Raw genomic sequence first — 21,925 nt, forward strand, 5'->3', positions numbered from 1 at the left:
TCTCCGATCACTAATTGATGATCCGCACTTGATGTTGCGATGCGAGCTGCCGCAGTGCACGGCAAGCATCACTGTCCTATTTGGCGTCGCGATATGCACAGAAATGATGAGGCGGGAGATTGAGGACTCTGTTACCTTGGCCTGCGGGGAATGGCTTCACACGGCCGGAGTGGAGTGCATGAACAGGCTGGTGGAAATTCGCAGTCAGGAATTCCTTTGCCGAGAGCGCGCGGCGCTCGATTCGAAGCGCCGGCCGTTCTGGCTGGCGCAGGCAGAAGAATGGGAGCAGCGCGCGCTCGACGAAATCGCGCGTCACTTTCGGGAATGCAATCAGGCCGAGCTGAACGCCGCCTGACGGAGGCGGCTGTTATTGCTTATTGATAAGTCGCCACAATATCGGAAACAGCGCGTTCGAGCTGTTGCGCGGTGGCGCATTGGCGCACGACGCTGCAAAAGGTTGCGTAGCGCGGCATCTCGGAATCGCCAAAGCCCCAGGCGAGCCGCCCCTCGGGATTGAGCCAGACCAACCGCTTCGAACGCTCGGAGATCCGGCGCAAAATGTCGGCGCGTGGGTCGAGATTGTTGCTGCGGGCATCGCCGAGCACGATCACCGTGGTCTGCGGCGTCAGCGCGCTCATGAACTCCTTCTCGAAATCGACCAACGAGGCGCCGTAATCCGACGAGCCGAAACCGACCTTGGACATGATCTCGGACATCGCCTCCTCCGGCGACTTCGTCTCCAGGATCTCGCTGACTTCGATCAGGTGCGAAGAGAAGGCGAAGGAGCGGACGTCGTCGACCACCTCGTGCAGCGAGTGGATCAGCAGCAGGAAGAAGTCGGAGACTTGCGCAACGGAGCCCGAGACGTCGCACAGCGCGACGATCTTCGGCCGGTCGCGATGCTTGCGCTTCCATGCCGTGAGGAAGGGCACGCCGCCCCAGGCTGCGTTGCGGCGGAGCGTGCGGCGAACGTCGAGATGGCCGCGGCGCTGGCGCTTGCGCGGCTTGGAATAGCGCTCGCGCAGGCGGCGTGCGATCTGGCGGATGAGGGCACGCATCTCGGCGACCTGGCGCCGCTCGATGCGGGCAAGCGGCGCGTTGCGCAGGATCTCGTTGCGGAGGTTTTCGGCCTCCTCGCGGGCATAGAGTGCGAGCCCTTGCGAGACCGTATCGCGCACGGCTTCGCGCAAGGCATCCAGCGCGGCGCGCAGGCGCTCGGCCAGCGACGGGTTGGTCGCGGTCAGTTGGTCGAGGTCGTCGCGCAGGCGCTGGAGGCCCATGGCGTCGAGGATGCGGCTGGAGAATATGCCGCGCTGGGTGGAGTAGCGGATGTCGGACAGGGAGGCCGCGCCGGAGGCGCTGGCAATCGCGGCAGCGATCGCGTTGCGATCCTGCGACAATAGCATCTGCGCCAAGGGACCCAGGCCCTGGGAAGGCTGACCTTCGCCCGCCTCGCTCGCCGAGCCGGCGGAGGGCGGCTGATCCTCGCCTTGCGCAGCATCGTCTTCGCCGGCAGCCTCAGGCTGCTCCTGTCGCGGCTCCGGCTGGCTGAAGAACAGATCAAAGCAGTCGCCGAGCGCGAGCTTCTCGTCCTGCGACTTGGCGAGCGTCAGCAGCAGCGCATCGCGTAGCACGGCGCGGTCGGAGATGCCGACCTGCGCGACGGCGCGCATCGCATCGATGCTTTCGGCCGGCGAGACGTGAACGCCAGCCCCGCGTGCCGCCCGAAAGAAGCGATGGAGATTTTCGCGCATCGGCGTCAACCGAAGACGTTGGACCGGGCCGCCTTGGCAATGAAGGTCGTCACCTGCGGCGTCGCGGCCTCGATGTCGGCTTCGTATTTCAGGAGCACGTTGAGCGTGTCCTTGACGATCTCAGTATCGAGTTCGGAAGCCTGGAGCAGCACCAGCACACGCGCCCAGTCGATGGTCTCGCTGACCGAGGGCAGCTTCTTCAGGTCGAGCGAGCGGATCTCGTGGATGAAGCCGACCATCTGCCGCCGCAGCGTCTGCGAGATGCCGGGCACGCGGCTTTCGACGATGCGCTCCTCGAGCCGCTGCTCGGGAAAGCCGATATGCAGATGCAGGCAGCGTCGCTTCAGGGCATCGCCGAGGTCGCGCTCGCTGTTGGAGGTGAGGATCACCGTCGGCGGCGTGATCGCCGAAACGGTTCCGAGCTCGGGGATCGTGACCTGGAAGTCGGACAGGATTTCCAGCAGCAGCGATTCGAATTCGGCGTCCGACTTGTCGATCTCGTCGATCAGGAGCACGCAGCCGCCCGGCTGCTCAAGCGCCTGGAGCAGCGGCCGCGGCTCGACGAATTCCTTGGAGAAGAACACGTCGCCGAAATCGTGGAGCTGGTCGAGCGCGGCATGCAGCGTCTGCGCGCCGCCGAGAACCTCGCCGAGCTTGTCCTTGAGGATCTGCGTGTAGAGAAGCTGCTTGGCGTATTTCCACTCGTAGAGCGCCTTGGCCTCGTCGAGGCCCTCATAGCATTGCAGGCGGATCATCTTCATGCCGCGCCAAGCCGCGATCGCCTTGGCGAGCTCGGTCTTGCCGACGCCCGCGGGGCCCTCGACCAGGATCGGCTTCTCGATCTGCTGCGACAAATAGACGGCAGTCGCGATCTGCCGGCTCGCGATGTAGCCCTGCGCGGCGAGGCCGCTCTCCACTGCCTCGATCGAGGTCTTCTGATCAGCCACGAAAGGGCGCTCCCAAAGGTCTTGCGTGAGGCTTGTTCTGCCTGCGTTCCAGGCAAAGGACAAGCCACGTTTGGGAGACATCTGACCCGCGTGAACGGCGTTTTTTCCGCTAAGCGCAAATAGTTAAGCGCTTCGCTGTTGGCGCGATCAGTGCCGCAGCAGCTCCGGCTTGCGGATCGTCTGCCTCAGCTCGGCGCCGCAATCGGCGCATTCATAGACGAAGTCGATCTTGGCTAGGCTCCAATGCGGCTCGACCTCGCGCACATACATCGGCAGGAACCCCATACAGGTAGGGCAATTCACTGGCGCGATTTCGACGTCCTGATGATGCTGAACGTAAGCTGGCATCTCGGCTCTCCTTCGCAGGCGACCATCAAACCCCGCGCAAGGCTACTGCGGGTCGCCGCGGGGCCCTCATCAACTCTTTCGAACGGAGGCGGAACGGCGGCTGTTTGTGGTTCGCTGTGACATTCTTGTTACGGCTTCTATACTGTAACGGGCGGACCAAATGCCTATTTCACAGGCCGATCCGGTGTTCTAACTTTCATTTCAACGATAAAGGAGCACGCCCATGACGCATGCCATTCGCTTTCACAAAACCGGCGGTCCGGAAGTCCTGGTCTGGGAGGAGGTCAGCGTCGGCAAACCTGGGCCCGGCGAGGCGCGCATCCGCCACACCGCGGTCGGCCTCAATTTCGTCGACATCTATAACCGTTCCGGCCTCTATCCGGCGCAACTGCCGAGCGGGCTCGGCAGCGAGGCGGCTGGCGTCGTCGAAGAGGTCGGGCCTGGCGTCAGCGATCTGAAGCCGGGCGATCGCGTCGCTTATGGCGCCTCGCCGCTCGGGGCGTATGCGGAGGCGCGGCTGATCCCCGCCGACCGGCTGTTGAAATTGCCCGACGGCGTCGACGACAAGACGGCGGCGGCGATGATGCTCAAGGGGCTCACCACGCAATATCTGATCCGCCAGACCTATCGGGTGAAAGCCGGCGATACCATCCTGCTGCATGCGGCCGCCGGCGGTGTCGGCCTAATCTTGAGCCAGTGGGCCAAGCATCTCGGCGCGACCGTGATCGGCACCGTCAGCAACGACGAGAAGGCGAAGCTCGCCAAGGCGCATGGCTGCGACCATGTCATCATCTATACAAGGGAAGATTTCGTGAAGCGGGTCGACGAGATCACCGGCGGCAAGAAAGTGCCAGTGGTTTACGACTCCGTCGGCAAGGACACGTTCCTGAAATCGCTGGATTGCCTCGCCCCGCTCGGCGTCGCCGCGCTGTTCGGCCAGTCCTCCGGCGCGGTGGAGCCGCTTAATCTTGGCCTGCTCGCCCAGAAGGGCTCGCTCTACGTCACGCGTCCGACGCTGTTTACCTACGCCGCCAAGCGCGAAAATCTGGTGGCGATGGCGAATGAGCTGTTCGACGTCGTCAAGTCCGGCGCGGTCAAGATCGAGGTGCACCAGACCTACCCGCTAAAGGACGCCGCCAAGGCGCATGCCGATCTTGCGGCACGCAAGACCACGGGATCGACCGTTCTCCTGGTGTAATGCCCAACCGGACGGTGGCGCGAGCTCTAAAGCGCGATGCGATTAGGATGAATCGTCATCTCGCTTTAGGCTGTTGATTGATCATGATCGTTTCGGAAAACCGCTGCACACTTTGCGCTAACGCGGCCCTTCAGGTCCGGATCATGCTGTGGGCCTGCGTCACGTCCTCTCGTGCTTGCGCAGGTCGTGGATGTGGTCGAGGCGGATTGCCTGGAGATCGACGTCCTCGGGCTCGATCTGTGGGAGGGCCGCCTCGGCCAGGATGGCCGCGGTGACATCTTCGACCGAGTTCTCCACGATCTCGTGGATGAACGAGACGTTCCGATACTCACCCGAGGCGAGGCGGGAAATGACCTCGCGCCGGGTGATTTCGGGATCGACGACCGCCTCGCGGCCCCGCCGTCCATAATCGATCATCACGACGAAGTATTGCATGAAACGACCCTGCCGCGCCCCATGGTCGGGACGCGGCAGATTATTTCCGAAAATCGGAACTATGTCAAGTGTGATTTCTTTTAATCAGAAGGTGGCAGCCCTCATTTGCTCTTCTTGCGCGGCCGCGCCGACTTCGCGCGCAGCCGCTCAAGCTGTCCCTTGGGCATGGACAGGCAGATCTCCCCGACCCAGTCAAGCTTGACGCCGACGATCGGCTTGGCATTGAAGCTCGTGAGGTTGACCACTGAGGGAGATTTGCCCCGCTCGATGGTCTTCAGATAGCGCTCGCCGGTCTTGAGGCGGACCACTGCCTCTTCGCCGTAGAAGCTCGACAGCGGGTGGCGCTGGTCCTTGTAGACGACGATCACGTCGCCGCTTTCGTATTTGGGCAGCATCGAATCGCCCACGATCTCGAATGCGATCGTCTCTTCCATGATCGGGAAGGGCAACGCGACGTCGCCGAGACCTTCCGGCGGAACCTGTTCGTAGTCCGGCTCGATCACGGCGCCGGCTCCGACGCGCCCCATGATCGGCGCGAGATTGAGCTCGAGATATTCCATGATCGGAATGATCTCCGAGGCCTTCACCAGGCGCTCGCCGCCGAGAATCTCCGAGACCGCGCCGGGCCGCACGCCCATGGCCGCAGCCAGGCCGCCCTTGCTCTTGCCCGTCTTCTCCAGGCCCCGCTCGATCATTGCTACGTCCAACATGGTGATTCCCTCGATTGCGCACCGTCTCGCCTCTTGTAATCCGAAATTCGGAATTGATGCAATTATGAATATCAGAAATACGGCTTGACTCTATATTCGGAATAACGGAATGTGCGTCTCGCCTCCCGGGTGGAGGCGCATCACAGGACAGCAGCATGGAACCGGGCCATTGGCCGTCGGAGCACTCCGACGCGCTTCGCGACTATTTTCACAAAGGCATGTCTTATGCGGAGATCGGAAGACAGATAAACGCAAGGTTTGGAACGGCTTATACGCGCAGCGCGGTGGTCGGCCGCGCCAAGCGGCTCCGGCTCATCGTGCCGCAATGGATGACGAGCCCGGCGCTCGCGCCGCCCTTGCCGGGTGAACCCAGCCTGCTTTCGCCGCGCCGGGTGGCGTGGCCGAGCCTCAATCTGCCGCCGAAGTCCGCCATGAAGCCTGCGGCGCGGGTGAAGTTGCGCTGTGTCGGCATCCAGCCGCGCCTGATCCAATTGGTCGAGCTCGAGCCGGCCGACTGCCGCTATCCCTATGGCGGCGACAAGGACGGTGAGGAGATCACCTTCTGCGGCCACCCGCGCCAGCCTGGCTCGAGCTATTGCGCGCCGCATGGCCGTCTGACGCGCCGTTCCGAGGCTGCGTCGGCGGCCCGTGCCGCAGGCCCGGTCGTGCTGAAGCTGGTCTCGGCGCTCTGACGGTGCCGCCCTCCGTTCAACTCTCAATCTTGCAAGGAGATCCGAGTGGCTCATGCCCGACGCAACAAGTCCTACAAATTGGCGCAGATCTACGACCGGCGGTCGCGGGAGGTGCCGTTCAACGCCGAAATCGCGGAGGTGGAGGTCGACAATCCGCTCGCGCTCGGTTCCGGCGAGAAGATCCTGGCGATCCGGTCGGTCCGCGGCGATCCGCTTGGTCGGCTGCACGCGCACCATCAGATCGACGAGGCGCAGTACCGCGCCGGCCGCGCCTTCCAGAACGATTGGGAGAGGGCGGAGCGCGGCCCGCAGGCGGTGGATACGACGCGCGAATATGTCGATGGGACGGGCACGCGTGAGCCCGTCACCGAGAGCCAGCGCCAGGCGGTGCTGCGGCTCAACCGGATCGAACGAGAGCTCGGCACCGACGGCGCCGCGCTGGTGCACGACGTGCTGGTGCTGGGTCTGACCATGGATCAGGTTGGGCAGCGTCGTGCCGTCCGCACGCAACGCTGGAACGATTACTTCGCGCGGCGTTTTCGCGAATGCCTGGACCGGCTGGCGCTGATCTACGGCTTCGCGACGGAGACGGGAACGGCGCGCGAGGGCCGACGTGGATGATTGCGGAGCGTCGGCGGTCTCGGCCGCCGGCGCTCCGCCCATTGCTTACGGGTGAGGGACGATCTGGTAAGGCGTGGTGTAGGGCTCGACGCGCAGCGAGGCATGGGCCAGCAGCCCGATCTTGGCTGTCGGTGCCTGCTGTAATTCGCCGTTGGGGCCACGATGCACGTTGTATTGCCAGACGGTGAGATCGCCCTTCTGTGCCAGCGCGTGTGCGACGGCGCTCGCATCATTGCCGCCGAGCGCCTGAAGCTCCTGCGCCGACAGTCCGACGACGATTTCGTCCTTGACGGTGACGATCTTGAACAGGTTCATCTTGGTCTCCTGCGCCCATGCGCCTTGTGTCGAGAGGGTGAGAAGCGCGATTGCGGCGCCCTTGATGAGATCGCAGCGAGAAAGCATGCCGTCGTCCTTTTGGTGCTGAGGCGCGCCCAAATCGAAGAGTTTTCAGCCATGGCGCCCGTGTCTGCGTGGCCGTGCCGCAACGGCTTGGTCGCTCGCGCGTGGACGGCGGTTCACGGTGGACCGGCCGCCAGATCGACTTTCACGCGCTTAATGCAACCGCCGGGACGGATTCAACAAATGCGTGTATCTTGCTGAAGAATCGCCAATTCGTGCGCTAACGTGCATTTAACATCGGAAACACGACGAAACCCCGTGTTGATTGACAGCAAGAGGGGCTGTGCGCGTGATTGATGACGCTTCTTGACGCAGGTGGGTGACGGCGATCGATATTCCTGTTATCCGGAAAACGCTGTGGCGCGATGCAGACCAAGCATCGCTATACCCACGGTTGGGCTTGCCGGATGGGTTGTTGCTTGGCATAGTTGCAACCAGATGGAAGCCGTCGTTTGGACGCGGTTCAGCCTGCAACCCGGCGGGTCCCTTCGGCCGAACGTTCGTCGCCATAGTTCTGTTGCGGCGTTCGGTTCTCGAGCGGATCACGACCGATGCTTGTCATAGGTGCGAGATGAAAAACCTCAATTTCGCGGCTGAGCTGCATCTCAAGCTCGGTGTGCCTGCAGGCAGCACCGTGGAAAGTCTGCGTCTGCTCCGGGCCTTCCTGAAGCTCGCGCCGCGACAGCGCTTCGAGGTGATCAAGCTGGTCGAAGATCTCGCCACCGACGAAGCTCTTCCCGAGCACCCCTTATCCTAGAGCCCGGCCGCGCGCCCATCCTGCCCATTTTCCTGCCAGAGCAGGCTCCCCGGCATCGTTCGCCGGAGCGCTGGCGGCTGGATGGCGGTCAGGCAAATGTGGTATTCAGACGGAAAAAGGGAGGAGTGAGACCATGATCGAACCGAAAATCGAAGTTCCGGCCGAACTGCGTGATTTGGCCGAGAAGACCATCGACCAGGCCGAAAAGGCCTTCGGCATGTTCTTTGAAGCGGCGACCAAATCGATGTCGTCCGTTCCGGGGGCGGGGACAGAGGTGTCGAAGCAGGCGTTGGCTTTCACCGAGCAGAACATGAAGTCGGCCTTCGAGCATGCGCGCAAGCTGGTGCATGCCACCGACCTCCAGGAGGCGATGCGAATCCAATCCGATTTCCTCCGCAGTCAGTTCACCAGCGCCGGAGATCACATGCGTCAGATGACCGGCAGTCTCATGCAACCCGGCAAGGGCAAGTCCTGATTTTCGGTCTGTGTACAGCGTGCCCACAAATTGATCTTGTATGACGTGAAGATCCGCGCTTCGATACCGGTGCAGGTCCATGATGGGCCACCGAATGATCTCATTCGCCGTCTGTCATCCTTTCTGCTGATCCCTGCCGGTCCACCGGCAGGGATTTGCATTTGCAGCCTTCGTGCAGCCCGGCGTGACCATCCGGGATGAAGCTCAGACTATTGCTGAAGTATGACCTTCGGAAAAGCGCGCCGCTCGGTTTGCGCGAGCGCGGCCTTCGGCGGCCGATCAGGCATCTAACGCAGCGATGCGATGTAGGCCGCGATATCGCCGGCTTCGGTTCGGCTCAGGGGAAAATTCGGCATCTTCGGGTGCGGATCGAGCAGGAAGAATGCGAGCCTTTCCGCACTGAAATCCGGCCTGCGCGCGACGGACGCAAAGGAAGGGACGTCGGCGCTCGCCTGAGCCTGTCCGTTCGCCACGACATGGCAGCTCGCGCACCAGCGCCTGGCGAGTTCGGCGCCGTGACCGGCATCAGCACCGAGAGCGGACGACGAGCCGAAGCCAGAGACGAGGCCAAGCAGCAGGAAAATCCGTCTCACATGTCGGAGCATAGGGCAATCTTTCTGCATTCGCTTGCGGCTGCCGCGCTCATCCGCAGCAGGATCCTGGAAATTGCGAGAGATCGATGCGAGCGACGATCGAGCGCAGCAGCCTGCGGGTCGAACGATAGAGATGCCGCATGAATGCCGGCACTCTCGCCGCGGGCAGGACCTTCGGAACAAGGCTTTTCGTACCAAGACTTCCGGTATAGTGCGACACGTGTCTCTCCGACAGCATGTGGTTTCTTACCGTGCCGTGTCGGAGCCGCCTTGATCTGCCGCAAAGCGTCCCGGCCAATAGTCGCCCGGGTTCATGATCATTGGGCTCTTCGTATCCGCAGGCGTGAGCGCGCTGCTGGCGCTGTCACGCAGGAAGCGGTCGAGCGTCTCCTCACGATGAGGGTCATCAGCGTCTGTGCCCGTGGAAACTCCGGCCGCGCACTCCGGCCTCATTCTGAGGAGCCCGCCTCAAGCGGGAGTCTCGAAGGATGGCCGCGGGGAAAAGCTGTCAGGATGCGACATCCCGCCCGAAGGACCGGGCGGCTAGAGACAGCTCGCCCGGCCGCGTTCGGGGCAGAGCCGGAACGCGCTCGACAGCGTGAAAAGAAAGCGTGGGCTGCGACGCTCGTTGTCCGGCGCCCGGTAGCTTAAGGGGACGGCGACGCCGAAATCGGCCTGGAGGTCGTCCGGCAGGAAGAAGCGCACACCGGCTCCGGCCGATGTCAGCGACAGCCCGTCGCTCAGGCGATAACCGTGGTTCCAGACTGCGCCAGCGTCGCCAAAGGCATAGAGCTGGTAGCCGGTCCAATAGCGGAAATTGAGCTTCTGGTCGAAGCGCAGCTCGAGCGAGCCGGCAAGGCCGTTGTCGCCGCTGATCTCGGCTGCGCCATAGCCACGGCCGAAGGCCGCGCCGCCGAGATAGAATTGTTGCGAAGTGAACAGCGGGCGCGACGCCGTCTGGCTCGCGGCAGCGAGCTTGAGCGACCAGACATCGTTGAGTGTCTGGTAGCGCGTGAACCAGAGGTTCAGGACCGAGAAGTTCGAGGAGGCTCCGTCGCGTGACAACAGATCGTCCTCGAAATGTGAGGCGCCAAAAACGTCGAGCCCCTGACGGTAGGTCAGAGTCGCAAAATTGGTGCCGCCAAAAGGATCCAACAGCCGGTAGTCGGCGGTCAGGCTCGCCGTCCTGATGTGGTCGTTGTACCAGGGCCCGTAAAGGTCATGCTCGGACACATTGCTGAAGGTCGTGGCGGCGGTCAGCGTGAGCGTGGAGGATTGCGACTGCAACGGGACCATGCTGGCACGCAGCTCGAACGCGTGGGTCGTGGTGATGTCGCTATCGAGCCGGCGCATATCGCCCGGCCTTACCGCGCTGTACAGCACGGAAGCACCCAGGCGGACACCGTCGACGCCGACGGGCGCATCGTACGACAGCCGTGCGAAGCCGAGCTGGCGGGGGTCGTTGGCAATGGTCGACAGGTTGACCGCCAATGCATCGCCGGGCGCGAGGTAGGAGTTGAACGCGCCGGTGGCGTAGGTCTGCCAGGGACCGACCGACGAGGATCCGAGATTGTCGAGGCCGAACGAGGTGAAGACGTGCCAGGTTTTCAAGTAGATGGTCAGGCGGAAGCGGCCCGTCGTACCGCCGATCTCCTCCAGCGCAGTGTCGGTGATCCGGACGCCCGGCCTGCCATTGATCAGGAAGAGCTGGCGTTCGAGCGTTGCCAGTCGCGAAGGCTGTTCGGTCAGAACCGGCGCCAGCATCGGCCTTACGCCGAACTGTTCGGCACCGTCGCCCTTCAACTCGGCCTGCACGATCGCACCTTCCAGGACCTGAATCCGGACACGGCCGTCGGCGATGTCTTGTGGTGGCACGATGGCGCGGCTCAGATGAAAGCCGGCTTCGCGGTAGAGGTCGCTGATGGCGCCTGCGATCGCGGCCAGATCCGCCTGCGAGACCTTCCGGCCGAGATAAGGCTGGTAGACAGCGGCGATGCGATCAGGGGAAACCGCATGGGCGCCGCTGACGCTGACGCCGCGCAGCACGAATTGCGGCTTGGTATCGCCGCCCGTCGTGGGCTGTCCGACGCTCGGCAACCGAACCGGCGGCCGACCGAGCGATTCCTGCTCGGTCTGGTTATCAAAATATTTCTCGGGCTGGCGCGGATCGAAGCCCGGCTGGTTCGCCTGTTGAGCGAGTGCCGCTGGAGTCGCCGCGAAAATTACTGCCGCCGATACCAATGCGGTAAGGAGATGCCGCTTCTCACCGCGCGCGGCGACTTTGTCTCCGTAGTTCGACGGAGGATCTGCCAAGGGGCGGTAAGGGTTCGTTAGCCGCATGATTTTTCATAGGTTTTTATGGTCAACGATTGGTTAATCCGGCCGCTCCGCTGGCCGCTTTCCGATAATCCTATCTTGAGTGATTTCGGATACCCCTCAGGCTTGGCTGTAAACGCGGGCTGAGGATCATCATGTTCGGCAGAGTTGGAATGCGGCGCGCCCTGGCGGCGGCGCTGATCCTGGGATCGGCCTCCAGCGCATTCGCGGCGGACGACGGTGTGTGGTCCGTCAGCAAATCCTCGGGCGAGGTCTGGCTTGCGACGAGCGGCGCCCAGCAGGTGTCGTTGACGTCAGAAGGAACGCTGAAACCTGGCGATACCATTCGCACCGGTCGCAACGGGCGCGTTCTCCTCGTCCGCGGCGAGGAAACGATCCTGATCTCTCCCAATTCGGTGGTGGGCCTGCCGGCCGAGAAGAAGGACGGCCTGTCGACCACCATCATCCAGCAGGCGGGTTCGATCCTGCTCGAGGTCGAGAAGCGCAACGTCAAGCATTTCGAGGTCGAGACGCCCTATCTCGCCGCCGTGGTCAAGGGAACGCAGTTCAGCGTCACGGTCGGTGCCGGCAGCACCAAGGTCGGCGTGCTCCGCGGCCAGGTCGAAGTCTCCGATTTCAAGACGGGACAGATTGCGCAAGTGATGCCCGGACAAGCGGCCACCGTCTTCGAACACGGCAAGCCCGGTCTCAGCCTCAGCGGTGCGGGGACGCTCAATCCGATCGAGCAGGGCAAGCCCCGTGCACCCACGATCGAGCGTGTCCCAGTGCCGAAGTCGGGCCTGTCGGCGCCGCGCCATGCGGCCAATGGCCATGCCATCCATGCGCTCGGCCCCATCGACAAGGGAAGCAAGGCGGCCGGCGCACCCAAGGCCTCGGGGCAGGCGGCCGGGGGGCATGCCCCCAAGGCAGGAGCCGTGCGCATTTCGGCCGCGCTGGGAGAGGTCAAGCTGAACGTCCACAAGGCGACGCGCGGCCTTGCGCACGGCGTCGTTCCGCCGGGGCAGGCACGTAATGCGAATGCCAGGGGCGACAGTCAGACGGTCTGGAACGATGGCCAGACGAGCCCGGCTGCATCCAACGGTGCGGCAAGCAGCGGTGCCGCCAGCGCGAACGCCACGATCGCCGCAACGACGGCCGGCGCATCCAGCGATGCCCCGCGAGCAAACAACGGAAAGGACGGTGGCAACGGTAATTCGGGTAACAACAACGGCAACGGCGGCAACAGCGGCAACGGCGGCAATCCAAACAATAGCGGTAACGGCGGCAGCAACGGTCACGGTAACAGCAGCCATGCCGACAACGGCGCCACCGGCAATGGCAGAGGCAACAACGGCCACGGCCATGGAAATGGCAGCAATGGGCACGGCAGACGCTGAACTCTAGGTGGACGCGTCCGTCGGGGCGGGTGTGGGGGGAGGCTCTGGTGAAACGCTATCGGCCGCATATTCTTGTCGTGATCGCGCTCGCGGTGGTGTTGTCCACGGGCTGGCACGCTGCGCTTCGCAATGCGCTCACCGATCTTCGATTCAAGTGGCAAACGCGTGCGGCCACCGGCGACATCGTCGTGGTCGGTATCGATGCGCCGTCGATCGACCAGATCGGGGTGTGGCCCTGGCCGCGGCGTCTCCATGCCGAAATGCTGCAAAGGCTGGAAGCGGCAGGCGCGCAGGACGTTGCCTTCGATGTCGATTTCAGCACGCCGTCGGATCCCGCCTCCGACGCGGCCTTCGCCAAGGCATTGCGAGACGTCGGCGGTTCGACGATCCTGCCATCCTTCAAGCAGCCGACACCGAGGGGCGGCCCGGCTCACGTCAACCGGCCGCTGAAGTCGTTCAGCAACCAGTCGTGGCCGGCCGTCGTCAATGTCGCGATCGAATCCGACGGGCTGGTTCGCCGCTATCCGTTCGGCGAGAAGCTCGGCGACGCTTTCATGCCTTCGATGGCCGTCGTGCTGGCGGGCCAGGACGCCAATCGGCGACCGCCCTTTCTGATCGATTTCAGCATTCGCGCGCCCTCCATTCCCGCCGTCTCCTATGTCGACGTGCTGCGTGGCGATCGCGCCACGCTCGACAAGCTGAAAGGCAAGAAGGTCATCATTGGCGCCACGGCGCTCGAGCTCGGCGACCGTTTCAGCGTTCCCAACGGCAGTATCATCTCGGGGCCAGTCCTCCAGGCGCTCGCCGCTGAATCGATCCTTCAGAACCGGACCCTGCGCTGGACCTCCGATGTCGGCATGGTGGTCGGACTGGGCGCAATCTGCCTGCTGATGCTGTATTCGTGGCGCCGTATCGCGCCAGGACTTCGCGTCGCAATCCTGATCGCAGCCGGGGCGGTGGTCGAGCTGGCCGCAATCCTTGTGCAGGCAAGATGGCCCCTGGTCATCGATACGTCGCTGTTCCACATCGCCATCGTCGCTTACCTGACCGCGATTGCGCTCGACGAAATCGACTTCCGCAGCCTGCTCGGACGCATCGCCGAGAGCCGCTTTCATCGCATCGCGATGTCGCTCGGCGACGGGCTGGTCTGCACCGACGAGGATCACCGCATCACGGTCTGGAATCCCGGCGCCAGCGCGATCTTCGGCTACATGCCGGCCGAGATCATCGGCCGCCCGTTCGAAACGCTGTGCGCTTTGCCGGCACACGCCGGTGCAAGACCGTCCATGCACGACGCCGCGCGCCAGGCGCTCCTGGTTCCGGGCGGCGCCGTCGTCGTCGAGTTCGAAGGCCGGCGCAAGAACGGCGAAACCTTCCCGGTCGAGGCGAGCTTCTCGGGCTGGCAGGGAACGGACGGCTTTCAATATGGTGCCATCCTGCGCGATATTTCTGTGCGCAAACGTGAAGCCGAACGCATTCGATATCTCGCCGAACATGACGCGCTGACGGGGCTGGCCAACCGGAACATGCTGCATGTGGGCCTGACCGATCTGATCGCCGCGGCGGAGCGACGGTCTTCGAGCGTCGCGTTGCTCGTGCTCGGGCTCGACGGCTTCCAAGAGATCAATAACATGCTAGGGCACTCCGCCGGCGATCTGGTGCTGCGCGCGGTCGCCGAGCGGCTCCGGAGCGAAGTCGGCGGGAAGGCGATCGTCGCCCGGCTCAGCGGGGACGAATTTGCCATCGCGATCGATTGCGCAGAGATCACCGAGCCGGTCGCGGCGGTGACCGAGCGAATCGCGCGCGCGTTCGAAGCCCCTCTCGCAACCGGCACGCGCCAGCACCGGGTCAAGATCAGCGTTGGCGTCGCCGTCTATCCTGAAGGCGGGAGCAACGCCGATGACCTCCTGAGCAACGGCCATCTCGCGCTGACGAAAGCCAAGGCGACCAGGCGCGGCGGCCACGTCGTATTCGAAGCCGCGATCCGGCAGGAGCTCGAGAACCGCTTGAGGCTGGAGGGCGAGCTGGCGCTTGCCGCCGACCGCAGCGAATTCGAGCTGTTCTACCAGCCGCAAGTTCGTCTGATCGACGGCAGCCTGGTCGGGGCCGAGGCGCTGATCCGCTGGCGGCATCCGGTGCGCGGCTACGTCTCGCCGGCCGAATTCATGCCTGTTGTCAACACCTCTGCGCTGTCGGAGCGGATCGCGAACTGGGTGATGGAGACCGCCTGCCGCCAGGCGCGAGCCTGGGAATTGTCGGGCAGCGATGTGCGCGTCGCGATCAACCTCTCGCCCTCGCAGCTTCAGTCCGGCGACCTCGCGCATTCCGTTGCAGCGCTGCTCGAAGAGACCGGGCTGGCGCCGTCGCTGCTCGAGATCGAAGTCACCGAAGACATCCTGCTGCATGACGAGCGCCGCGTGCTTGAAATGTTCAAGCGAATTCAGGAGCTCGGCGTCCGGATCCTGTTCGATGATTTCGGCACCGGTTATGCGAGCCTGAGCTATCTCAAGAAGTTTCCGCTCGACGGCCTCAAGATCGACCGGTCGTTCGTCTTCGGTCTTCTGTCGAATTCCGACGACGCCGCCATCGTCGGGTCGACCATCGGCCTCAGCAAGCAGCTCGGTCTCACCGTCGTGGCCGAAGGCATCGAGAACCGCGCAACCGCCGACTTCCTGGTCAGCATGGGATGCGAGGAAGGGCAGGGCTATTTCTTCGGCCGTCCGATGCCCGCCGAGGCGTTTGAGAGACAGTTCCTGGCGGCTGAACTCCAGACTGTCAGCGCCGCCTGAGCGAGCGGCTTTGGCCTGCGCGTTGACACCAGCACTCCGAATGGAGGCTCGTTGTTTTGGCGAGCACCGTCGCGCGGGTCAACATCCGGTATTCAGCGTCCAGTGACGGTGCCCCCACATTCCTTGCTTCCCGCGAGTTCGCATCGCGATCTGAGCTCGGAAATGCGCCACGGGGATTGGCCTCGCATGGTCTGCTTTCGAAAGCTGAGCGGGAGGCCTCTTGAAGTTGCGCAGGGCAGCTTTTGACCCATAACGGACAATCGGACCGCGGCGAAGCCGGTTTCATCCCTACCAAAACGCTGGCCTCAGTCATATGATGCCGTCGTCTGCGGTTGAGGTAGGTATGAGGCGCCGGGATTTGCTTGGTGCTCTTGCTGGTCTGATGGCCGTGCGGCCGGTAACGGGCCGCGCGCAGCAATCCCCTCGATTGCCAACCATCGGGTTCTTGGGTCAGAGCACCCCTTCGATCGAGCGCCAACGGCTTGCTGCATTCTTGAAGCGACTGAGTGAACTCGGATGGATCGAGGGGCGAACAGTCGCGATTAAGTATGCGTGGGGCGAAGGAAACAGTGAACGCTTCGCTAAATTTGCGACGGATTTCGTTCGGCTTAGAGTCGATGTCATTGTAACCTCGGGGACCGCAAACGTTATCGCGGCGATGCAGGCAACATCGGTTATTCCGATCGTGTTCGCGGTGGCGGGAGACCCAGTTGCAAACAAACTGGTTGCGAGTTTGGCGAAACCTGGCGGCAACGTCACGGGCCTCTCGACGGTAGCAACCGATCTTGCCGGCAAGCGCCTAGAACTTTTGCGCGAGGCCATTCCAAGTCTTCGGCGTTTGGCAGCTATTGGGAACATTGGCAATTCCTTGTCTGCACTGGAGCTTAGTGAAGTGCAAGCGGCGGCGGCGAGGCTTGGTCTTGAGACCGACATCCTCACAATCCGTCAAGCAGAGGACATCCCGTCTGCCTTCGAGGCGCTAAAAGATGGTGCAGGGGCATTGTATATAGTTGCCGATCCGCTTGTGAATACCCACCGCGATCGGATCCAGACTTTAGCAATGGGAGCGCGACTGCCAACAATCTACAACGCCAGAGAGCACGTCGAAGCGGGTGGCCTCATGTCTTATGGGCCGAATTTTACGGATTTGTATCGCCGCGCTGCCGAATACGTCGACAGGATTTTGCGTGGAGCAAAACCCGCTAATCTTCCGGTGGAGCAGCCGGCCAAGTTCGACTTCGTCGTAAACTTGAGGACCGCCAAGGCCCTCGGCCTAGCTTTGCTGCCGTCGATGCTTGCCCGCGCAGATGAAGTGATCGAATAGAGCTGTTGTTTGCTGCGGCGCATGAGTCCGTTCATGGCCCTTCTGCGAAGTTGCGCCTTGGCGGTCGGAAGTCCGCTCGTTGAGCCAGAGCGGACCAGAGTTGCTCAACCTGAGTTCTTCGCATTGTGACCCTAAGCGGAAGTCGTCCAAAGATTCAGGCGTCTTTTCCGGACGCACGAGATCGTGTACTCTTTAAATAGCTGTCGTCGCAGGCGGGAATGCCGAATTCCTCGCGGGACTGAACGGACAGCAGTCGTGCCATCGGCAGCATTGCACTCGAAAAACCGACTTCCTTTTTCGCCGGTCCTTCAGCATTCGCATTCCAACGCGGGTGCGCACAAGGCGCGCCCGGATGCTTTGAATCTGAAACGCGGGCCCCAGAGCGTGCCTGCGAGGGAGGAGATCTCCATGGCTGACCACCCCACTATTTCGACTGAATATGACCTGGCATCGCCGACCCTGCCGACCACGGCGGTCACTCGCCGCTCGCTCCTCGGCGGGGCCGGCATCGCAGTTGGCGCCGCCGTGCTTGCGTCTCCGCCGGGTATGTCCGGAGTAGCCCCGGCCGCGGCGCAGACCGTGGGCGTGGGCACGGAGGCGCGACCGCTCGACGCGGCGCTCAAGCGCCGCGCCTTCGAAGTCCGAGCGGCCTGCGCGAGCAATAACGAGAAAATTCCCATCGCGCCCCACCCGGCGAACGGCGATGAGGCGCGCTACACCAACAAGATCGGTTCCGATACGCGGGGCCTGCCGCACGACAAACGCGGCGAAGTGGAACAAGCTGCTTGGCAGGCTTTCTATATTGCTTGTCAGTCGGGCGATCCCGCTGATTTCGAGAAAATCCCGCTCGGCGGCACGCGCAAACTGGTCAATCCGGTAGGCACGCTGGCCGTCAGCCTGAGCGGCATGAACCCTACTCAGATTGCGCTACCGCCGGCGCCGACCCTTGCAAGTGCGGAGCGCGGCGGCGAGGCGGTCGAGGTATACTGGCAATCCCTGCTTCGTGATGTTCCGCTTACCGAGTTGCGCGACGACACCTCCAACCGCGACGTGCTTGCAGCAACCGAGGAAATCAACAAGCTTGCGGATTTCCGCGGGCCGAAGTCTGGTGGTCGGGTCACACCCGGTACGCTGTTTCGTGCCAATGCGCTTTACTTCGACCCGGCTGACCCGAAGGGCCGCTCCGTCACGCCTCCAGGCGTTCTGGACGGCCCGCTGATCTCGCAATTCCTGCTCCGGGACGTGCCCTATGCCGCACAGTGGATTAGTGCTCAAATTCGCGCCGCGTTGCCCGCGAGCGAATTCCTGACCGAATACGAAGAGTGGCTGGCGATCCAGAACGGCGCCGCGGCGAAACGCCGGTTGCAATTCGAGGCGACACCGCGATACATCACGACAGGAAGAGATCTCGCGGAGTATGTCCGCGCTGGTCCCGCACTCGGGTGGGCAGCAGCGCTGATGCTTGCAACCCCCGGCGGCGGAACGGACCAACGGTACTCCGGGATGTATCCAGTGACGGAGCCCGTATCCTACCCGTCTAGCCCCTATCGGAAATCGAAAACACAGGGCCCTGGAGGAGGCACATTCGGATTGGCCTATGTGCAGGCACTACTCACCACGGGGATCAGCAACTCCGTCCGCGCGTCCTACTGGCAGAAGTATTTCGTGCACCGGGCCGTGCGACCGGAAGCCTATGGCGGTCTGGCGCACCATCGCCTCGCCAATGGCGTGAGCGACTACCCGTTGCATGACAGCTTCCTGAAATCGGAAGCCCTCGATCGCAGTAAAGCGAAATACGGCACCTACCTCTTGTCACAAACCTATCCGGAAGCCGCGCCCCTTCACTCCACCTATCCCGGCGGTGCCACGGGCGTCGGTGCCGTTACGGCTACCATATTGAAGGCGTTTTTCGACGAGAGCCGCGTCATCATCAACCCGGTACAGCCCGATCCGGCTGACCCGACGAAGCTCATGCCCTATGACGGCCCGCCACTCACGGTTGGTGGAGAGTTGAACAAGCTCGCGGTGAATTTCGGTTTCGGACGGAATTGGGCGGGCATCCACTGGCGTTCCGACGCTTCGGCCTCAATGGCGATCGGCGAAGAAGTGGCTATCGGCATGCTGCGGGACGAGCGCATGACCCTCCGCGAACCTTTCGACGGCTTTTCCTTCACGCGCTTCGACGGCAGCCGCGTGACGATCTGACAGCAGTCGGGCGACGCCCCCCGCCGTGGGGCGCCGCCCCGGTCCTGTGCAGAGTAGTGGAAGCGTTTATGCCCGATAGCCTATTGGTGGGAGCTGAGCGCGGCGCCTGCTCAATCAACGAGGACCCAAGCCGGGGGCGACTCTCGTTCTGATCATCTTATGATGCGTGGTTGACCTGACCCGTGAACCGCAAACTTTCAATGACCGGAGCAGCCCACCAAATGCTTGCTTACCAACAATCTTAAAGACAGCGAAATTGCTCGGCATCGAGATTCCGGCATTCTTTCTCGACTGTGCCGACGCGGTGATCGAGTAGGCACAGTCCACTTCAGGAATTGGCCCATCGTGTCACATTGCATCGCCGCACCAACTCGGTAGCTTTCGGGACGAAGCCGACATCAAAGGGTGAGCAAGATCGGCCGGACCGGTCGCGTTTGACCCGAAACGCACATCGCGGCCGCACCTGGTTCCCCAGTCGCGCCGGTACTTACGGGTGGGCGGCAGCCAAATTCTCCACCGAATTTCGCTAGCCTGACGCGGAATGAGGTGCGACACTCGCGCCCGCGGTTTGTCACGCAGTAGGCCACCATGGCTGACATCCCGGCCACTCACTATGTCAAAAGTGACGACGTCCATATTGCCTATCAGGTGATGGGCGACGGTCCGCGCGACCTGCTGTTCGTCCCAGGTTTTGTCTCCAATGTCGAAGCGCTCTGGCAATCGCCGGCACGCGCTTCCTTTTTCCGCAAGCTTGCAACGTTTGCGCGGGTCATCACGTTCGACAAGCGCGGCACCGGAATGTCCGATCGCGGTTCCCAGATCTTCACGCTTGAACAGCGGATGCACGACGTGCAGGCGGTGCTGGACCAGGTTGGTTCTCAGCGGGCCACCTTGTTTGGCGTGTCCGAGGGCGGTCCGATGTCGCTGCTCTATGCAGCTACGTATCCCGAACGCACGTCAGCTCTGGTGCTTTGTGGCACTTATGCGCGACGCTCGTGGGCCCCCGACTACGCATTCGCGTGGACCGATGCGCAGTGGAGCGCTTTCCTCGATGACATTGAGCACCATTGGGGTTCGGCAGATGCGATGAGTTTGCTGATGTGGGCGCCTAGCCTCGCTGGCAATAAGCAGGCACTTGAGCAAACCGCCGCCTACTTCAGGGCCTCGGCAAGCCCAGGCGCGGCATCGGCGATCATGCGCATGAACCGGGAGATCGATGTCAGGGACATCCTACCCGTGACGCGTGTGCCGACCTTGATTTTGCATCGCACCGATGAGCGCGTCATTGACGTGAAGCATGCGCGCTACATGGCGCAGCAGATTCCTTGCGCCAAACTGATTGAGCTCAGCGGTCAGGACCATATGGTCTGGGTTGGCGATCAGGATGCAATTATCAATGAGGTCGAAGAGTTCGTCACCGGGCATCGGCAAGCAGCGGAGCCGGACAGGGTGCTTGCAACTGTGCTGTTTGTCGACATTGCGGGATCGACGGAGCGCGCGGCCGCTCTCGGCGACGGCGCCTGGCGCGTGCTGCTGGATGCGTTCTATGCCAAAGCTCGGGGCGTGCTCGGCCAGTATCGCGGCCGCGAAGTCAATACCGCCGGCGACGGTTTCCTTGCCACGTTCGATGGCCCTGCGCGCGCTGTGCGTTGCGCAAGCGCAATCGGCGACGCGGTGCGCCCACTCGATCTGAAGGTCCGTTGCGGTTTGCATACCGGCGAGTGCGAATTCGTCGCTCACGATATTGTTGGCATTGCCGTGCATATTGGTGCACGTGTGGCGGCGCTAGCTGCCCCGGGTGAAGTTCTGGTCTCACAGACGGTTCGCGATCTCGTGGCAGGCTCTGGATTGACGTTTGAGGAGCGCGGCCGCCACATTCTCAAAGGCGTGCCCGACAAATGGCGTCTGTTCCGTGCGGTAACGACCTAGCACGTCTTCACCCGCCATGCGGTCAACGCACCGATGACCGCTTTTGGCCCACCGCTGACTTCGCCTCTTAGGCTCGCAGCGTCCGCTTCCGAGGGCTGAGGGGAGACCGTCGCCGGAGCCGCCGAGGGCAGCCTTTGCCCCAAAGCCGACCTGCCGCAATGGAATGAATGCAGACGACAAGGAGCTGCCCGAGCCAACACGGCCTTACTCGAACGCTAGGCTTTCCTGCCTGACGACGGATCACCGGTCGGACGTCAGCGACTGGGGTCCGGACGGAGTACATCAGTCCTGAGAAGCCGGTCCAAGTGTCAGCGGTGGCGTCCGCTGGGCGTCGACTCGCCGGACAGCCGACCCTCACGTACCAAAGCCTCGCTTCGTACCCCGCTGTGCCTTGAAACCTTGCATCTCAAGCTGCAGAATTGCCAGGCACCCCAAAGGCTGACGATGGATGCCGCTGCGGCAGGAACAACGGGTTGAGCGGCACCTTGCCGCGATTTTTGCGGCGGACGTCGCGGGCTACTCGCGATTGGTAGGCCTGGACGAACTTGGCACCTTGAAAAGCCTCGCCAGCGCGCGTGAGGTCATGGACACTCTCATTGAGGAGCATGGGGGCCGGATTGCCAACACTGCGGGTGACAGCGTCCTGGCGGAGTTCCCGAGCGCGGTCGATGCCGTTCAATGCGGCGTTGCGGTCCAGGGTCGACTGCTAGAAATGGGACGAGAGATCGCTCGAGACCGGCGTGTCCAGTTCCGGATCGGTATTCACGTGGGGGATGTCGTAGCGCGCGGGCGAGATCTGCTTGGAGATGGGGTCAATGTCGGCGCGCGGCTCCAAGAAGTCGCCGAGCCAGGGGGCGTGTGCATCTCGGGCGCCGTCTACGAGCAGGTCCACAAGGCGCTCCCATTCTCTTTCAAGAATCTGGGTCTTAAAAAACTCAAGAACATCGACCGAGCGGTCCAGGCCTACGCTGTTTCGAGCGAGAGCCCGGGCTCGGCGCGGACGGGCTTCGCCGACCCGACCGCGCACGATGGCGCG

General features: G+C 62.9%; 21 protein-coding genes. 13 read left to right on the forward strand and 8 right to left on the reverse strand.

All coding sequences use genetic code 11. From position 1 onward, the window contains the following. Positions 1-178 precede the first annotated feature (178 nt). Positions 179-355, forward strand: a complete 177-nt coding sequence (locus tag XF30_RS38480; protein WP_192893126.1) for a hypothetical protein — start codon at positions 179-181, stop codon at positions 353-355. A gap of 19 nt (positions 356-374) precedes the next feature. Here the strand turns inward: XF30_RS38480 and XF30_RS13370 are convergent, their stop codons facing one another. The 3 genes from XF30_RS13370 to XF30_RS13380 form a co-directional block, all read right to left on the reverse strand. After that, positions 375-1,754, reverse strand: coding sequence for a vWA domain-containing protein (locus XF30_RS13370; RefSeq protein ID WP_036007773.1), 1,380 nt, complete (start codon positions 1,752-1,754; stop codon positions 375-377). Positions 1,755-1,759: 5 nt separating this feature from the next. Then, positions 1,760-2,701 carry an AAA family ATPase gene (locus tag XF30_RS13375; RefSeq protein WP_192893127.1) on the reverse strand — a complete coding sequence of 314 codons (942 nt, stop codon included), beginning with the start codon at positions 2,699-2,701 and terminating at the stop codon, positions 1,760-1,762. A gap of 147 nt (positions 2,702-2,848) precedes the next feature. Beyond that, a complete protein-coding gene (locus XF30_RS13380; protein WP_036007702.1) occupies positions 2,849-3,049 on the reverse strand; it encodes a hypothetical protein in 201 nt (66 codons plus the stop codon). Between the two features lie 223 nt (positions 3,050-3,272). Between XF30_RS13380 and XF30_RS13385 the strand changes: the two genes are divergently transcribed. Then, positions 3,273-4,247, forward strand: a complete 975-nt coding sequence (locus XF30_RS13385; protein WP_036007700.1) for a quinone oxidoreductase family protein — start codon at positions 3,273-3,275, stop codon at positions 4,245-4,247. 159 nt (positions 4,248-4,406) lie between these two features. Here XF30_RS13385 and XF30_RS13390 read toward each other — a convergent pair whose 3' ends face one another. Together XF30_RS13390 and XF30_RS13395 are read right to left on the reverse strand one after the other, a co-directional pair. Beyond that, complete coding sequence (locus tag XF30_RS13390) at positions 4,407-4,682, reverse strand: hypothetical protein (protein WP_036007697.1); 276 nt, start codon at positions 4,680-4,682, stop codon at positions 4,407-4,409. 101 nt (positions 4,683-4,783) lie between these two features. Beyond that, complete coding sequence (locus tag XF30_RS13395) at positions 4,784-5,392, reverse strand: S24 family peptidase (protein WP_036007694.1); 609 nt, start codon at positions 5,390-5,392, stop codon at positions 4,784-4,786. Positions 5,393-5,547: 155 nt separating this feature from the next. On the opposite strand from XF30_RS13395, the gene XF30_RS13400 reads away from it, so the two are divergent. Continuing rightward, the gene (locus XF30_RS13400; protein ID WP_036007691.1) at positions 5,548-6,084 is read left to right on the forward strand and encodes a GcrA family cell cycle regulator; all 537 of its coding nucleotides are present in this window, start codon (positions 5,548-5,550) and stop codon (positions 6,082-6,084) included. A gap of 45 nt (positions 6,085-6,129) precedes the next feature. Then, positions 6,130-6,705 (forward strand): hypothetical protein, encoded by a 576-nt coding sequence (locus XF30_RS13405; protein WP_109142979.1) that lies wholly within the window; start codon positions 6,130-6,132, stop codon positions 6,703-6,705. Between the two features lie 45 nt (positions 6,706-6,750). Here XF30_RS13405 and XF30_RS13410 read toward each other — a convergent pair whose 3' ends face one another. After that, positions 6,751-7,107, reverse strand: coding sequence for a hypothetical protein (locus XF30_RS13410; protein WP_036007687.1), 357 nt, complete (start codon positions 7,105-7,107; stop codon positions 6,751-6,753). A gap of 568 nt (positions 7,108-7,675) precedes the next feature. Here XF30_RS13410 and XF30_RS39320 point away from each other — a divergent pair. Both XF30_RS39320 and XF30_RS13420 read left to right on the forward strand, forming a co-directional pair. Next, positions 7,676-7,861, forward strand: coding sequence for a hypothetical protein (locus XF30_RS39320; protein ID WP_036007684.1), 186 nt, complete (start codon positions 7,676-7,678; stop codon positions 7,859-7,861). A 133-nt stretch (positions 7,862-7,994) separates the two neighbouring features. After that, positions 7,995-8,336: a phasin gene (locus XF30_RS13420; RefSeq protein WP_036007681.1), complete on the forward strand. Its 342-nt coding sequence runs from the start codon at positions 7,995-7,997 to the stop codon at positions 8,334-8,336. 287 nt (positions 8,337-8,623) lie between these two features. On the opposite strand, the gene XF30_RS13425 is transcribed toward XF30_RS13420, so the two are convergent. Then, the gene (locus XF30_RS13425; RefSeq protein WP_036007678.1) at positions 8,624-8,941 is read right to left on the reverse strand and encodes a c-type cytochrome; all 318 of its coding nucleotides are present in this window, start codon (positions 8,939-8,941) and stop codon (positions 8,624-8,626) included. A gap of 301 nt (positions 8,942-9,242) precedes the next feature. Here XF30_RS13425 and XF30_RS40135 point away from each other — a divergent pair, with 301 nt between their 5' ends. Then, positions 9,243-9,329: a hypothetical protein gene (locus XF30_RS40135; protein WP_368736791.1), complete on the forward strand. Its 87-nt coding sequence runs from the start codon at positions 9,243-9,245 to the stop codon at positions 9,327-9,329. A gap of 143 nt (positions 9,330-9,472) precedes the next feature. Here the strand turns inward: XF30_RS40135 and XF30_RS13435 are convergent, their stop codons facing one another. Next, positions 9,473-11,269, reverse strand: a complete 1,797-nt coding sequence (locus XF30_RS13435) for a ShlB/FhaC/HecB family hemolysin secretion/activation protein (protein WP_109142981.1) — start codon at positions 11,267-11,269, stop codon at positions 9,473-9,475. 131 nt (positions 11,270-11,400) lie between these two features. On the opposite strand from XF30_RS13435, the gene XF30_RS13440 reads away from it, so the two are divergent. The 6 genes from XF30_RS13440 to XF30_RS13465 all read left to right on the forward strand — a co-directional run. Further along, the gene (locus XF30_RS13440; protein ID WP_109142982.1) at positions 11,401-12,642 is read left to right on the forward strand and encodes a FecR family protein; all 1,242 of its coding nucleotides are present in this window, start codon (positions 11,401-11,403) and stop codon (positions 12,640-12,642) included. 47 nt (positions 12,643-12,689) lie between these two features. Next, on the forward strand, positions 12,690-15,431 hold the full coding sequence (locus tag XF30_RS13445) for an EAL domain-containing protein (RefSeq protein WP_109142983.1): 2,742 nt from the start codon (positions 12,690-12,692) through the stop codon (positions 15,429-15,431). A gap of 343 nt (positions 15,432-15,774) precedes the next feature. Then, positions 15,775-16,755, forward strand: coding sequence for an ABC transporter substrate-binding protein (locus XF30_RS13450; RefSeq protein ID WP_158284374.1), 981 nt, complete (start codon positions 15,775-15,777; stop codon positions 16,753-16,755). 408 nt (positions 16,756-17,163) lie between these two features. Continuing rightward, a complete protein-coding gene (locus XF30_RS13455; RefSeq protein WP_109145698.1) occupies positions 17,164-18,960 on the forward strand; it encodes a vanadium-dependent haloperoxidase in 1,797 nt (598 codons plus the stop codon). 588 nt (positions 18,961-19,548) lie between these two features. Next, positions 19,549-20,889 (forward strand): adenylate/guanylate cyclase domain-containing protein, encoded by a 1,341-nt coding sequence (locus tag XF30_RS13460; RefSeq protein ID WP_036046399.1) that lies wholly within the window; start codon positions 19,549-19,551, stop codon positions 20,887-20,889. Positions 20,890-21,337: 448 nt separating this feature from the next. Beyond that, positions 21,338-21,925, forward strand: a 588-nt coding sequence (locus XF30_RS13465) for an adenylate/guanylate cyclase domain-containing protein (protein WP_146207798.1), incomplete at its 3' end; no start/stop codon positions are given.

The sequence above is a fragment of the Bradyrhizobium sp. SUTN9-2 genome (assembly GCF_003122645.1).
Classification (GTDB): Bacteria; Pseudomonadota; Alphaproteobacteria; order Rhizobiales; family Xanthobacteraceae; genus Bradyrhizobium; species Bradyrhizobium yuanmingense.